We start from the raw sequence: 16,238 nt of genomic DNA on the forward strand, positions 1-16,238 counted from the left end.
CGATGAGCGTGCAGGTGAACCAGAGGAGCGACGACCGGTGACCGAGGGAATCAACCAGCGGATAGCCGAGGCCATGGCCCACCTAGAGGCCACCCAGGCCGCCGTGGCCAAGGCGGAGGCCGGGCTGCGCTCGGCCACCGCGACGGCCCGCTCCCGGGACCGCGCGGTGGAGGCGACGGTCGGGCCGCAGGGGCAGCTGACGGGGATGAAGTTCCTCGACAACAAGTACCAGAGCATGAGCGCCACCCAGCTGGCCGCGTCGGTCGTGGAGGCCGCCCAGCAGGCCCGTACCCAGGTCACCCAGCAGGTGATGGACACCTTCGGCCCGCTGATGGCGGCCAATCCGGCGATCCCCGGGGCACGGGCCCCGGAGATCGACTGGGGGGGCATCTTCGGGGCCGACGCGCTCGGCGGCCGGGGCGGTGCCGGCCGGTCGGCCGGTGACCGGCTGCGTGACGAGATCCACGAGGACGACGAGGACGACCACGGCCGAGGGAGCAGATCGTGATCAACGCGGGGCAGCCCTTCAGGGCGGACCTCCCCCGACTGGGGCGGTGCACCAAGCAGATGCTGGGCCTGAGCAACGAAGTGGTCAGCATGTTTGACGACTTCGAGGCGGGCGTACGGCTTTTCTCGCCGTGGACCGGTGACGGCACGGACCAGTCCTCGATCCAGTTCCAGCAGGACTGGCACCAGCGCAACACCGACATCGGGGAGATCGCCCTGTCGTACCAGCAGGCGGTCGACGGCATGGTCGACGGGACCTTCACCAGCATGCGGGGCATCAAGGGCACCAGCGAGTTCGCCCAGGACGAGATCCGCGACCACCGCTCGCGGACCGAAGGCGTGATGGACGACACGGACTCCGACTCCGGCTCGCGGCACTGATCAACGGACACGGCTGTCGAACATGGAAGAAATCAACTTTCCGCCCGCGGTGGCAGAACTCCTCAAGTACGTGCTGGGTGTCCCGCCCGTCACGCCCAGGGAGAACCTCGCGTTCGACAGCCGTGTCGTCTACAGCGATCTCGCGTTCCGGATCCGCGCCTTCCGGGACACCATCAACCTGCATGTGGGGGAGGCCGCGCAGGCGCTTCCCCCGGGGGTCGCCGACCCCTACGTCCAAGGGCTGTCGCTGCTCACCGGCAACAACGGGAACGGCGTCGACTACCTGGAGATGTTCGCCCGTTATCTCGATGACGCTGCCGACGGGCAGATAAACATCTCGATGCAGATCCAGCAGGCCAAGTGGGAGATCCTCGCCGAGTGCATCATGTTCATCGCGGAGATGGCGATGCTCACGGCGCTGGCGTTCTTCACCGGCGGGACGTCGCTGACCCAGGCGTGGCTCCTGCGGGCCAGGACCACCCTGTCGATCCTGATGATCATCGACCGGCTGTCCCGGATCACCCACATCGGGCCCAGCCTCACCGAGGGCATCCAGGAGGCCCTGATCCTCCTCGGGGTCAGCCTCGCCCAGATGGGGCTCAACCCCTTCGACCGCAAGCTCAAGAACATCGACTGGCTCAACGTCGCCAAGGCGTTCGCGTTCGGCGCGATGGCGGGCGGCATCATCAGCGTTTTCAGCTCGCTGGGGAACTTCTTCAAGAACGTCGGCGCCAACTTCTTCAAGGGCGACATCGGGCGCGACCTCGGCAAGTTCGACACGAAGTTCCCCGATCCCGGTTCTGCCGGAAAGAACCACTTCGACATCAGGAACACGCCCGGCTGGCTGGTGGGGCTGGGCATCAGCGGCGCCGCCGAGGGCTTCGGCGAGGCGGTCGCCGAGACGCTCTTCAACGGCATCTTCGAGAACCAGTGGACCTTCAGCTGGGACACGGTGCTGTACGGCACGACGAGCGGGATCATCGGCGGCGTGGTGGCCGGCGGCCTCGTCGTCGGGGCGCTGGCACTGAACGCCAAGTTCTTCCCGCCGAAGACCCCGCCCGGCGGCGTGAACAACAGCGACACCTTCCGCGAGAAGATGGACAGCGGTTGGAGCGGCGACGCCGACCGACCGGGCGCCGACGGCTCCCGCACCGGGTCCGGATTCGGTGCCGGCTCCGGGTCGAAGTCCGGTGCCGGCTCCGGTGTCGGCTCCGTGCCACCGGTGAACGTCGGGCAGTTCGCGGGGAGCGCCACGGGAGACCTGGGCACCACCCCGCCGGTGCTGACCCCGCTGCCACCGACGGCGCCGCCGATCAGCGTGCCGACGAGCACTGTGCCGACGAGCACTGTGCCGACGAGCAACGTGCCGACAAGCGGCGGCAGTTCTGCGAACAACGGCTTCACGGACCGGACCGGGCGCACCGACGGCACCGACGCTTCGAGCGGATCGGACCTCTCGTCCGTCCCCCCGAACCGGACCACCCCGGCCGGCCTGAGCGACTCCCTCCCGGTCCAGGCCGCCGGCGGCCTGCCCGCCTCGGCCCTGAACACCGTCGGCGCCTCCCGTCCCGTCCTGTCCTCCGGAGTCTCCCCGTTCCGCCCGGAGAGCTCGTTCGTCGAGGCGGACGGGGCCCAGTCGAGCGGTGCGCCGAACCCGTCCGGCACGGCCCTGACCCCCGTATCGGCCATCAGACCCACCACCCCCACCCAGCTCCCGGCCGTCACCCCGGGCAGCATCCCCACCTCCGGCCAGACCCCCGGGCTGGACAGCACTCGCACCCAGACCGACCCGGACGCCGAGGAGACCCCGGCCGACAGCCCGGCCGACGCACCGGCAGACACCCCAGCCGTCACCCCGGCCGTCGCACCCGCCCACCTCCCGGGCAGCTCCGCCACCGGTCAGACCCCGCCCGGCTGGGACAGCGCCCGCGCCCAGTCCGACCCGGTGCGGCGCGACCACACCTGGCAGGAACAGCCCGACGCCGAAGCCGACACCGAGCCCGACGCCGAGGGCACCACGGCAGACCTCCCCCCGGCGGTGGCGCCGGGACAGCGCGGCTCCGCGTCCTTCGACGTGCGGCGTTTCGTCTTCGACGGGCAGCCGGTCACCGACCTGACCATCGAGGTGGCCCTCGCCCCCGGCGACACCGGTGCCACGGGCGACACCGACACCGCCTGGTCGGACCTGGTCAGCGGCGTGGACGCGCTGTTCAACTCCCCGGCGATCCGGCTGCCCAACGGCGATCTGCTGCACCTCACCCTCGTACCGACCACCACCGCCGAAGCCACCGCGAGCGGCCCGTACCTCACCGTTGACCTCACCGGGCCGGGCGGCATCACCGCCACGCCCGCCAAACTGGCCCGCCAACTCGCCCAGCGGGCCGGGCTGGACCCCCGTGACCCGGCGTCCGTCGCCCGGGCGATCGGCCCCGTCCCCGCAGCCGCACCGGCGCCGGACCCCGGCCCGGCACAGCCCACCCCCACCACGTCGGGCGCCACCCCCGCCGCCTCCACGACCGAGGATGTGCCGGCGGCGGTGCCCTTCGAAGGGCCGCAGCAGCCGCGCGACGCGACGGCCGTGCCGACGGCCGGGAGCACTCCGCCCGCCGAGCGGGCGGGTGCCGACCTGGGCGAGCCGTCGGAGATCCAGTCGTACGAGGGCGCCGGCAGCCCCACCGCCCCGGACGCGCCCCGCCCCGTGGCGACCGCCTCCCCGGACGTGCCGGCCCTACTGGACGTGCCGGACGACCCGGACGCCCTGGTCACCGTGCTCACCCACAGCTCCCCGGGCCCGTCCGACCCGAACGCCCTGAGCGAGATCCTGGACCGGGCGACCCCCACCGACCAGGCATCCCGGCCGGCCGACGCTCAGCCCTACGAACCCATTACCCCCGCCACCCTGACCTCCGCCGCCGCCGAGTTGCAGGTCCTGTACGACCTCTACTCGGCCCGGTATCCGCAGGTTCGCGGCCGAGGGGTGAACATCGACGCCATCGCCCGCAACCTCCTGCACCTGCCTCCGAACACCCCCGGGAGCGAGGCGATCCGGGCCGAGCTGTTCACGCTGGTACGGAACGCCATGGCGCAGGGCCGGGCGCACAGCATCGAGGCGCTGGTCGTCCACCACATCCGTACCGCCGGAGCCGCCACCACGGGCCGGCCTCTGACGCTGAACGGCACCCAGACGCCCGGCCGCAACTGGACGTCCGATCCCGAACTGGACCTCGACATCACCCGGGTGGTGAACCGACCGACGGGAAAGCCCGTCACGGTGGACAACGCGCCGTGGGACGGGGTGCCCCTGACGCTGGTTTCCGACGAGGGCGGACCGAAGGGTGTGCGCCTGCCGTGGCCCGGCGGGGGGCACCGCTGGATGAACACCGCCGAAATCGCCGAGTACCTCGTGGTCGAGGCGGAGCACCTGCCCGCCGGCACGAAGATCCTGCTCGCCTGGCCCAACGCCGGCGACCTGGGGCTCGAACTGCCGCGCCTGGTCGCACACCGGACCGGCAAGACCGTCCTGGTGAACACCGGTCCCATCAGCACGGATCCACCACCGGCCGACACAGCCACAGGCACGACTGCCGATGCCGATGCCACCGCCGACGCCACCACCACCGACGCCACCACCACCGACGCCACCACCACCACCGCGCCGGCCGACCTCCGTGTCCTGACCGCCTACAGCGAGCCCGGAAACCCGGTCGGCGACTGGCTCCCCGTCCACCCCGACGAGTGGCGCGACACCGACCCCGACAGCGAGCCCGAGTGGTGGGAAGCCCTGTGGGCGACCCGCACCATCGTCTCCCCCGAGCACGAGGGCATCGGCCGGTCGTCCTTCCCGCCCACCGAGCCCAGCCTGGAGAACAGATACAACCAGTACCGCCACCTGCTGTCCTTCGACGGGAAGTTCCACGTCGACCCCGTGACGAGGTCGCTGGCCGGCAGGTACGGCCCCCCGTCGAAGTCGGACTACTACTACTACGGTCATGGCCGCCCCGGCACCACCAGTGTGGCGCTGATCGACGGCCGTGTCGTCACCGTGCCCATGGACAAGTTCGCCAGGGCCCTGGTCCGGCGGCCCAGCGTGAGCGCTCTCAAGGATGCCAGCGTGGCAGCGGCCGCCCGGGGCGAGCGGCCGCTGGAGCTGTACTTCGGGCCGTGCTCCGCCGACGCCGCCTCGATGCTGCAACTGGCGCCTGGAGTGAGCTGGGTCGCCGCACCCGACACATTCGTCCTCGACGAGTTGGACACTGTTCCCGGCACCCAGCTCCTGGCGAACGAGACCCGCATGATCGTCGACTCCAACGGCGACCGGGTCGCCCTGACCATCACCACCATGGCGGGTCGCTACCTGCACGGCCTGATGACCGATGTGCTGGGCCGGCAAGGGCGGTCACGCAAGCGCTGGCCCGAGCCGCTGCTCCTCGAACTCGCCGCGCGGGCCCGGAAGGCCGGGCTGCACACCGGACCGAACCAGGTCTCCCTCGTGGACCTGAACGCCGCGCTGCGCCTGACCCGGGCTCTGCGCAACACCCTGGGCGACGCCGTGGACACCCACGCCGACCATCCGGAGCTGCTGGAGTCGATCGGTGCCCTGGAGCTGATGCGGCGGGCCGACCCCGTCCTGTCCGCCGCCGCCCCGCGCTTCACCATGGAGCTGCTGGTCCGGGTCGTCCTCGCCGACCGGCAGAAACGGAACGGGACAGCACAGTCGGCCCCCCTGACCCCGCAGGACGTCCGGGACACCCTGAGCCGGGCCCTCGTCGTCCGGCAGGAGGCGGTCACGGCGGCAGCGGCGGCGGTCGCGGCCGGGCGCACCCCCGACCCGGCTCCCACCATCAGCACCTTCGTCTCCCTGCCCCTGGTGCGCAAGGTCGCGGACGAGTACGGCAACCCCACCGAAGCCGAGGTCCGGTCGGTGCTGGGCCTGGAGCCGCACACCCCGCTCATGCTCACCAAACTCCACTACTCGCAGTACTTCTGGACACAGGTCCGGGCGGAGGAGGTCTACGAGCGCCAGCCCGACCGGGACGCCTTCGAGGCCCGGATCCTGCACCTCCCGCAGCCCGACCCCAGCCAGTCGGCACACGCCCGGTGGATGGTGGCCGGCGCCCTGGCCACCGGCCGCGACGCGTACGACGTCAACGCGCTCGCCGCCGCCCACCTGGAGTTCGAGGGCCTGCTCGACTCCAGCACCCTGATCACCGGCGACGGCGCGGCCGGCGGCCGGAACCTCGCCGGCACGGACCTCGCCGGAAAAGTCGACCTGACCAGGTGGCTGGTGCCCGCCACCACCCCCGGGGACCAGGCCGCCACCGCCGTGGACACCCCGTGGCAGGAGCCGCTGCTCCTGGTCACGGCGACGGCCCTGGGCAACGGACGGGTGGGGATAGGGAAGCCGGACGGGCCGTTGTACGACGTGTCCGAGGACGAGTTCCTGGAGCTGCTGGCCCGCAACCCCACGATCTTCGGCAAGAAGCTGGACGTCCAGGTCATGCTGGGGATGTCGAAGGTCGGCGAGCTCAACCCCGACCTGCCGGGGAAGGCCATGCGCCGCTTCGGCCGGACCATCCTGTTCACCAACGGCACGTTCGACCTGGTCCGCGACGACCCGCGCGACTCCGCCAGGATCGACACCAGTACCCCGACCGCCGAACCCTGGCAGCAGCTGAGCCCCGGGGACGGAGAGAACCCGGTCCGGACCGTCATCACCAACAGCTCGGCCGACTCCGACCCGGCCGCACTGAACACCGGCGGGCCGCCGGCCCAGGTCGCCCAGGTGGTCACGACCCTGGGTTCGGCTGACTCCGAGTCCGAGGTGACGCGGAGCGTCGACCTGCCGGGCGCACCGGCCGTGCCGGCCGGCGTGCACGCCAACAGCTCGCCGGGCCCGTCCGACCCGAACACCCTGAGCCGGATCCTCGACGGGGCGACACCGGTCGCGGCGACACCGGCCGGCCCGGCACCCGGCACCCTCCTCACGGGCACACCCATCGCCAGCGCACCCGCACCGGCCGGATCCATCACGGGTACCTCCATCACCAGCGCACCCCCACCGGCCGGACCGGCACCGGCGGGCCCCAGCAACAGCGCACCCGCACCCGCCGGCCAGGCACCAGGCACCCGGAGCCTGATCCCCGACCCCGTGGATGCCGTCCTGGCCTGGCTGTGGCACCAGGACCCGGTGCACGGCCGACGGCCCCTGGACATGGACACCCTGACCCGCCAGGTCATGCACCTGCCCTGGAACGCCGTCGTCCAGAACACCGACCGGGCGGAGCTGTCCGCCCTCGTGCGGAGCGCCATCCGCCTGGGCCGGGACAGCAGCCTCGCCGCGCTCGGCGCCCACCATGTCCGTACCGTCCTGGCCACCGCCACGGTCACGGTCACCGTCAACGGCGGCACCCGGGACGCCGTCAACCTGAGCTCCCTCAGCGGCCACATCGCCTTCGACCAGGTGGCGAGCCAGCCGCAGGGCAAACCGCCCACCTACGGCCCGCCCCCGTGGACCGGCACGCCCCTGGTGGTGCTGGGCGATCTCGGCGGCGCCAAGGGTGTCCAGTTCCCCTGGCCCACCGGCGGCCGGCGGCCCATGCCGTACGAGGAGCTCGTCGAGTACCTCGTCGTGGAGGCGGCGACCCTGCCCCCCGGCGAGAAGATCGTGCTGGCCTGGTCCAACTCCGGCGACCTGGGCCTGGACGGACCCGAACTGGTCTCCAAGCGCACCAACCGGGAAGTCATCTCGTACAGCGGTCCGCTCCGTGTGGTGCGGGATGCGACGACCCGCCGCCGCTACCTGACGGGGCTGGACCTGCCCGGTAATCCGCTGGGCGACTGGGTGCCCACCCGGCCCACCGACCACCGGGCCCCCGACCCCGCCTACCAGCCGCAGTGGTGGGAAGCGAGGTGGCGCACCCGCACCGTCGTCGACCCCAACTACCAGCGCCACGGCAGGTCCATGTTCCAGAACAACGAGCCGAGGGTCAGCGAGCGCCAGGACCACCACCGCCGCTTCAAGCAGTTCACGCGCTGGTGGAACCTCAACCCGGCAACCGGGCAGTTCGTGGGCGCGCCCAGGCCGGTCCCGCAGGCGGACTACTACCTTTTCGCGCACGGGGGTCCGGGGATCGTCGGGGTGCCGCAGACCGACGGCAGCACCGTCCAGGTCGGCCAGGAGCCCTTCGTCGAGGCATTCATCCGGCGGAACAGTGTGCAGGCCCTCATGGAGGAGAGCCGGGCCCGGGTCCTCATGGGCCTCCCCCGTCTCAGACTGTTCTTCGGCCCCTGCTTCGGCGACGCCCTGTCCACCCTGCCCAGCAGCTGGGCCATGCCTGCCGCGCCCCGGCCGTTCACTCTCGACCCGCTGGCGAACCTCTCGCCGGCCCAACTGCTCTCGAACAAGACCGACCTGACCGTTCCCAACGGCGGCATCATGATGAATGCCACCAATTCCCAACGACAAGTGGGAGCAGGGGTATTCGAGTCGTTCACCGACGTGCAGGGCAGGCTCGGCCGGGACCGGGACCGGGACCGTCAGCCGGAGCCCACCCCGGCGAGGCTGCGTGTCCTGGCCCGGACGCTGGGACTGCACCAGGACCCGGGCCCGGTCTCCCCGTCCGAGCTGGACGAAGCGCTCCGGCTGGCGCGGGCGCTGCGCGAGATCTTCGAGGACGAGGTGGAACTCCGTCCCGACTACCTGGGCCTGGTAGCGAAGATCGGCGCCCTGGAACAGATGCGGCTGGCGGATCCCGTACTGTCCAACGCCGCCCCGCACTTCACTCTGGACCTGCTGATCCGGGTCACCAGGGCGCACATGAACGCGTGGGGCGGCGCCCCCAACGCCCCCATGACGTCCCAGGACGTCGAGGCGGCGCTCACCACGATGGAGCAGGTCTGGCACACCGTGGGCAACAACCACTCGGTGTTCGCCGACCTGCCGGCGACGATGGCGGTCGCCGGCCGGATTCCTGCGGGCGGCCCGTCGGACGACGACGTCCGCAGGGTGCTGGGCATGCGCGGGGGGACCGTCGTGACCAGCGTCCACCGGTCCATGTACTTCTGGGCGCAGGTCATCACCGAGGAGGTGTACGCGCACCAGCCGGACCCCGCCGCCTTCGAGGCCCGGCTCCTGCACCGGCCGGTCCCCGCCCAGCCCGACCCGGCGGAGTCCGCCAAGGCCCGGATGCTGGTGGCCCAAGCCGTTGCCCGGGGAATCGACCCGCACGACCTGGACGCGCTGGCCGCCTTCTACTTCCACGACCTGGGGTTCCTGGGCCTCGACACGTGGATCCCCGTGTCGGCCAGGGTGGCGGGCGGGCGGAACTTCTCGGACACCCTTTTCCCGCACGGCATCGACGCGGCCGTGGTCAAGACCTCGGCCACCGGCACGTCCTGGGCGCCGTGGCAGAACCCCGACGGCAGCGGCCGCGCCCTGGTCGTCACCGGGGAGGCCCTGGGCAACGGGCTGCTCCGGCTGCGCCACTCGGGCGATCCCCAGCTCCCGCCGTTCATCATGAGCGAGGAAGTATTCGTCCAGCTGCTCGTCCGCGACCCCGCCGTGTTCCTCCAGGACCTGGGGGTGCCGCTGGTCCTGGCCATCTCCTGGCTCGAACACCACAACCCGGCACTGCCGGGCAAGCTGCTGACCGGACTGGGCCGGCCGGTGAGCTACACCGGCGGTGTCGTCGGCTGGACCAACCTCGCCGGCCCGGGCCCGGCGAGACTCGACGCGACGGTCCCGGGCGCGGCGATCTGGTCCCAGATCGGCTATCCGGGCGTACGGAGGATCGTCCCGAGCAGCGCGGTGGCGCCGGACGCGCTGTCCTGGTCCGGGTTCCCGTCCGCTTCCCTGTCCGCGTTCCCGTCCGCGTCCGGGCCGGTGGCGCTGGACACGCTCGGGCTGCTGACCCTGGTCGAGCAGGTGGTCACCACCGTGCGATGGGCGGGTCCCGGCGCGGGCGCGGCGGGCCTTCGGCCCACCCCGCCCCTCCCCACGGAAGACTCCGCGACTCCGCCGCCGGACGGGCCGGCCCCGGACCCCGTACACCTCTCGGACGTACCCGCGAGGACCGGGCGGGCCGAAGCACCAGCCGCCCTGGACTGCCTGCCTCTCCTGCTCACCTTCCGCGACGCCCTCTTCCCGCAAGGCGTACGCCCCGCCCGGAGCCTGGACGAGTCCGAACTGCCCCGGGACCTCACCGAATTCGCCCTGGCCCCCGGCCAGGAATGGCGGCCCGCCGGCTCCTGGGACCGCGTCCTGGACTCCGTACGCGCCCAGGGCGCCGGCAGCGTCGCGCTGATCCTCGCCCGCCGCGCCGGCGACCGGGCAGGGCACGCCTGGGCCGCCTTCCAGCCACACCCCACCCTGGGCCAAGGCCCCGACCCCGACCCCGTGTGGATAGAACTCCAGGCCCCCGACGGGGAATGGCTCTCCACCCCGCCCGGTCTCTCCGCCGCCGACGCCCGAATCGTCGTGATCGACGGCACCGGCCGGGTCGTCGCCGACCCGGCGCCGTTCACCCAGTCCTCCTCCACCGAACACAGCCTCATCGACCTGCCGCTCTCCACCCGCCGCGACTACGGCGCCGTCGGCCTGGAGGTCGAGGACGGCCACCTGCTGACGGTCCCGCACGTCCCCGGCACCCTGGTGGCCACCGCCCCCGGCATCCGGGCGGTCAGCGAAGACCGTGTGCTCTTCCAGGGGCCGGACGGCCGCTGGTACCCGCAGCGGCACCAGGCACGGACCCCGGAGCACCCGGAACCGACGCGGCAGGAGTTCCCCGTCCTGGCCTTCGTACCCGATCCGGCGACGGCACCACCGCCCGGGCAGGGGTCCACCCCGGAGTCCCTGCTGGCGCAGGCGTTCGCAGCGCTCACCGAAGCCCACCAGCAGCCCAAGCACCTGATCATGACCCTGACCCTGAGCAAGGTCCTGGGCTCCGCCGACGGCTGGACAACCCATCGCGGCGCGTCGGGCTTCGTCCTTCTCCCGGGCTTCGCGGGGGGCGTACCCGGGGAACTGCCGGTGTACCCCATCCGGACCCACGTCGAACCGAAGATCCCGCTGGCCTCCGCGCCCGGCATCCTGGTGGTCACCGACCACAGCGCGTTCTTCCGCGCGGCCGACGGCCTGCTCTACGGGAACCGCGGCCGGGCGGTGTCCGAGCAGATGCCGAACCCCAGTCTGATCCCGGCACCGGTCGCGGAGTTCGTGCTCGTCCCGGGGGCGGTCCTGCCCGGGGAGCGACGGCTCCCCATCGACACCCTGCTGGAGCAGCTGAAACTCGGGTGGGCCGCGCTGGCCGCCGCCCACCGGCGGGACCGCCCCTGGACGCTCACCGAGATCTTCGCCGACATCGGATGGCGGACGGAGGAGGACGCCGAGCGGATCCAGCTGCCGCCGAACACCACCGGGGATGACCACGTGCTGTTCCCGCAGGCCACGATCGGCGTGGAGACGGTCGCGCTGCGGACAACGTACGACTGGATCATGAAGCAGACCCTCCTGGCCCCGCTCTACCAGGTCATGTACGTCGCCCGGCAGTTCGGCCAGGGCATGGCCGCCGGCTTCGTACGGGACGTGACGGGCCTCGGTGAGGTGAGCAACGCGGATGTCCCGTTCCTGGCGGTACTGGCCGACGTCGACGAGGTCTGGGGCTACGGCTGGCTGCTGTACACCCATGTGGGCGCATGGCCGCTGATGCAGGCCCACAACGGCCAACTGCTCAAGAACGAGCTCTCCGGCGCGTCCCGGACCCCGCTGGCCGGCGATCCCGACCGGCCCGACGAGCCGGGAGTCCTGGAGTCCCTCCGCCCCCGCACCCGCGAGTTCCTCGACCGGAAGCACGACCGGATCCGCGAAGTCTTCGAGGAGTCGCTGACAGAACTCGTCAACCGCCACCGGCGGGTGGTCCTCAAACAGCCCGAGGACCAGGACGTGCGGGGCATCCTCGACGAGCCCGCCCCCCTCCTGACCGTCGGCGAGTACCTCACGGTGACGCTGCGCGGCCTGGGCGCCCTCCCCGAGTTGCAACGGGTACGCGACGAGTTGCGGGGCTCGAACCTGGCCGCCGGCGTCCATCTGCGGAGCACCGGCATGGAAGGCTACGGCCAACTGGACACCGGTTTCGGAGAGTTCGCCGACCCCCTGGTGCTGCTGGAGATCCGCCAGACCCTCACCGGCAGGATCATGGCGACCGGCGACAGTCTCCTGGAGACCGTCGAGGAGTTGGCGACGCTGTCGCGGGAGATGCACGAGCGGGCGGTCCGGCTCCGCGAGCCGCTCACCGACGAGGCGCTGCGCTACTCCGTCAGCCGGATCGTCGGCCATCCCGTGGTGCGGGCCTTCGCACCGTTCCTGGCCCTGGCCTCCAACCGGCTGCTGCCCACCACCGACGGCGAAGCCCGCCCGCCGCTGAAGCCGTATCAGGCCCAGCCGGTCGCCGGGGCGCTGGCCCTGGTCGCGCTCGGCACCCCGCTGGCACCGGGGGTCCAGGACCGGCTGCGGAAGGTGCTGCGCGCCGTCGCGAGCGCGGCCCAGGTGACCGACCACCCGAAGGCACTCACCGAGGTCTCACGGGAGCAGGTACTGGCCGCGGTGCGGGACGCGGCGGCGGCACTGCCGCTGCTCGGCCCGGCCGGCTCCGTGTCCGAGGTGGAGCAGGACACCGACATGCCGGACGCGCCGGACCCGTCCGACACGTCGATGTCCGACCCGAACACCCTGAGCCGGATCCTGAACGGGGCAACCCCGGCCGCACCCACACCGGCCGAGTCGACACCGGCCGGCCCGATCACGGATACGCGCGTGACGAACGCCCCCGCGCCGACCGTCCCGGCACCGGCCGGCGCCGTCACCACCCGCCCGGCACCGGCCGGCCCCGTCACCACCGCACCGTCACCGACCCCCGACCCCGTGGTGGACGCCACCCTGGCCCGGCTGTGGTCCCAGGACCCGGTGTACGGTCAAAGCCCCCTGAACCTGGACACCCTGACCCGCCAGGTCCTGCACCTGCTCCCGGGCGCCACCGTCCAGGACTCCGACCGGGCGCAGCTCTCCGCCCTCGTGCACGACGCCATCCGCCTGCGCCAGGGCCACAACCTCGCCGCGCTGGGCGCCCACCATGTCCGTACCGTCCTGGCCACCAACAAGGTCACCGTCAACGGCGGCACCCGGGCCGCCGTCAACTTCGGCGACATCCCCAGCGGCGACATCGACACCGACCAGGTGGTGACCTGGCTGCCCGGCCGCCCGCCCGTCCACGGCCCGCCCCCCTGGACCCGCACACCCCTGGTGGTACTCGGCGACCGAGGCGACGCCACCGGTGTCGAGATCCCCTGGTCCGACGGCACCCGGCGGCCCATGCCCATGGCCGAGGTCGCCGAATACCTCGTCGTCGAAGCGGCCGGCCTCCCCGCCGGCGTGAAGATCGTGCTGGCCTGGCCCAACTCCGGCGACCTGGGTCTGGACGGACCCGAGCTGATCTCCATGCGCACCAACCGGGAAGTCAGCTCGTACAGCGGCCCCCTCGATGTGGCGACCGACCCGGCAACCAACCGCCGCTACCTGACCGGGCGGGACGAGCCCGGCAACCCACTGGGCGACTGGGTCCCCACCCTGCCGACCGACCACCGCGCCCCCGACCCCACCCACCAGCCGCAGTGGTGGGAAGCGATGTGGCGCACCCGCACCATCGTCGACCCCCACCACCAGCGCGAGGGCCTGTCCTCGTTCCAGCCCACCGAGGACCTGATCAGGGATCGCCTGGACCACTACCGCAACATCAGGAAGGCCACCGCCCGCAAGCACTTCAACCCGGCGACCGGGCGGCACGTGGGCCCCGCCAGGCCGGTCCCACAGGCGGACCTCTACCTCTTCGCGCACGGCGCGCCGGATCACGTCGCGGTGCCGCTGACCGACGGCAGGGTCGTCCTGGTCCACAAAAGAGCCTACGTCCGGGCGCTCCTCCAACTGCGCAGTGTGCGGCGTCTCATGGAGAGGAACCAGGCCAGGGTCGCCGCGGGCCTCCCGCGTCTCCGCTTCTACTTCGGACCCTGCTTCGGCGACGGCACGTCCAGCCTGCCCAGCCAATGGACAATGCACGGCGCGCCCCGGCCGTTCACCCTCGACCCGCTGGCGGACATCACGACTGCCCAGGTGCTCTCGAACAAGTCCGACCTGATCATCCCCAACGGCGGCAGCCTGACCAATTCCACCGCCTACGACGAACTCACGGGGGAGCGACTTTTCGAGTCCTACACCGACGTGCTGGGCAGGCCGGGCGAGGACCGGGAGCGGGATCGTCACCCGGAACCAATCGAGGCGGCGCTGGATCTCCTGGCCAGGACCTCGGGGCTGCACCGGGACTCCGGGCCGGTCTCCGCAACCGATCTGAAGGAGATGCTCCGGCTGGTGCGGGCACTGCGCGAGGTCTTCGGGGACGACGTGCACCTCCAGCCTGGCTACCTGGACCTGGTGACGAAGATCAGCGCCCTGGAACAGATGCGGCGGGCGGACCGCGTGCTGTCCCACGCCGCCCCGCACTTCACCGTGGACCTGCTGATCCGGGTCACCAGGCGGCACATGGCCGCGTGGGGCGGCGCCAACGCCCCCATGACGCCGCAGGACGTCGAGGCGGCGCTGAGCACGATGGAGCAGATCTGGCGCACCCGGGGCAACAACCACTCGGTGTTCACCGACCTGCTGGAGGTGACTGCGGTCGCCCGGCGGACGCCCCCGACGGGCCCGGCCCACAGCGACGTCCGCACGGTGCTGGGCCTCCCCCCGACGGCCGCCATGACCAGCATCCACCGCTCCAAGTACTTCTGGGCACAGGTCATCACCGAGGAGACGTACGCCCGTCAGCCGGACTCCGCCGCCTTCGAAGCCCGGATCATGCACCGGCCGGTCCCCGCCCGGCCGAACCCGGCGGAGTCCGCCGAGGCCCGGTCGCTGGTGGCCCGGGCCATCGCCCGGGGAATCGACCCGTACAACATGGACGCGCTGGCCGCCTTCTTCTTCCGCAGCATGGCGTTCCTGAGCGGCGACACCCGGCTCCCCGAGTCGCCGAAGGCGGCGGGCGGCCGGAACTTCACGGACACGCTCTTCCCCCACGGCATCGACCCGACCGTGTTCAGGACCTCGGCCACCACCACGGTCCAGGCACCGTGGCAGAACCCCAACGGCAGCGGTCGCGTCCTGGTCGTCACCGGGGAGGCCCTGGGCAACGGGCTGGTACGAGTGCGCCTGCCGGGCGTGCCCCGCATCCCGCCGTTCATCGTGCGCGAGGAAGAACTCGTCGAACTCCTCGCCCGCGACCCCGAGGTCTTCACCAAGGCCCTGAGCGTGCCGCTGGTACTGGCCATCTCCTGGGTCGCCATCCGCAACCCGGCCCTGCCGGGCAAGCTGCTGAACAGGCTCGGCCGGCCGGTGAGTTACACCAGCGGTGCCATCGGCTGGGCCGGTCTCGGCGGGCCGGGCGCGGCGATGATCGACGTGACGGTCTCGGGCGCGGGGCCCTGGCACCGGCTCGGCCATCCGGGTGTAAAGGCGGGCGTACCGAACAGCGCGGCGAACACGGCGGCGCCGGGCACAGTGGCCGCCGCGTCCCCCGCCGCGACCGGGCCGTCCCCCGACCTGACCGCCACGACCGCGCGGCCGACCGGGTCCGCGTCCCCGTCCGGGCCGGTGGCGCTGGACACCCTCGGGCTGCTGGCCGTGGTCGAGCAGGTGGTCACCACCGAACGGTCGGCACAGCCCAGGACCGGGGCAACCGCGCCGGGGGCGCCTGCGGCGGTCTCCCCCGCAAGCCCCTCGGTCCTGCCCACGAACACCGGCAGGACCGAAACCGCCCTGGACTGCCTGCCTCTGCTGCGCGCCCTCCGCGACGCCCTCTTCCCAAGAGGAGTGCGCCCGGCCCGCAGTCTGGACGACGACGTGCTGCGCCAGGACCCCACCGAAGCCTCCCTGGCCCCCGGCCAGGAATGGCGGCCCGCCGGCTCCTGGCCCCGCGTCCTGAACACCGTACGCACCCACGGCCCCGGCACCCTCGCCCTCGTCCTGGCCCGCCGCCCCGGCGACCAGGCAGGCCACGCCTGGGCCGCCTTCCAGCCACACCCCACCCAGGGCCAGGACAACGCCGACCCTGTCTGGATCGAACTCCAGGCCCCCACCAGGGAATGGCTCTCCACCCCGCCCGGTCTCTCCGCCGCCGACGCCCGCATCGTCGTGATCGACGGCACCGGCCGGGTCGTCGCCGACCCGGCGCCGTTCACCCAGTCCTCCTCCACCGAACACAGCCTCATCGACCTGCCGCTCTCCACCCGCCGCGACTACGGCGCCGTCGGCC

Annotated in this window: 3 protein-coding genes; all 3 read left to right on the top strand. The window is 72.2% G+C overall.

What is annotated here, in order from left to right:
* Positions 1–37: 37 nt before the first annotated feature.
* Positions 38–508, top strand: coding sequence for a YbaB/EbfC family nucleoid-associated protein (locus tag ACFPIH_RS53835; protein WP_381187228.1), 471 nt, complete (start codon positions 38–40; stop codon positions 506–508).
* Positions 505–888, top strand: coding sequence for a hypothetical protein (locus ACFPIH_RS53840; RefSeq protein ID WP_381187225.1), 384 nt, complete (start codon positions 505–507; stop codon positions 886–888). The genes ACFPIH_RS53835 and ACFPIH_RS53840 overlap by 4 nt, the downstream gene beginning before the upstream one ends.
* A 22-nt stretch (positions 889–910) precedes the next feature.
* The coding region (locus ACFPIH_RS53845; RefSeq protein ID WP_385879299.1) for a lonely Cys domain-containing protein at positions 911–16,238 on the top strand (15,328 nt) is incomplete at its 3' end.

The organism is Streptomyces vulcanius, from assembly GCF_042653945.1.
Classification (GTDB): domain Bacteria; phylum Actinomycetota; class Actinomycetes; order Streptomycetales; family Streptomycetaceae; genus Streptomyces; species Streptomyces mangrovi.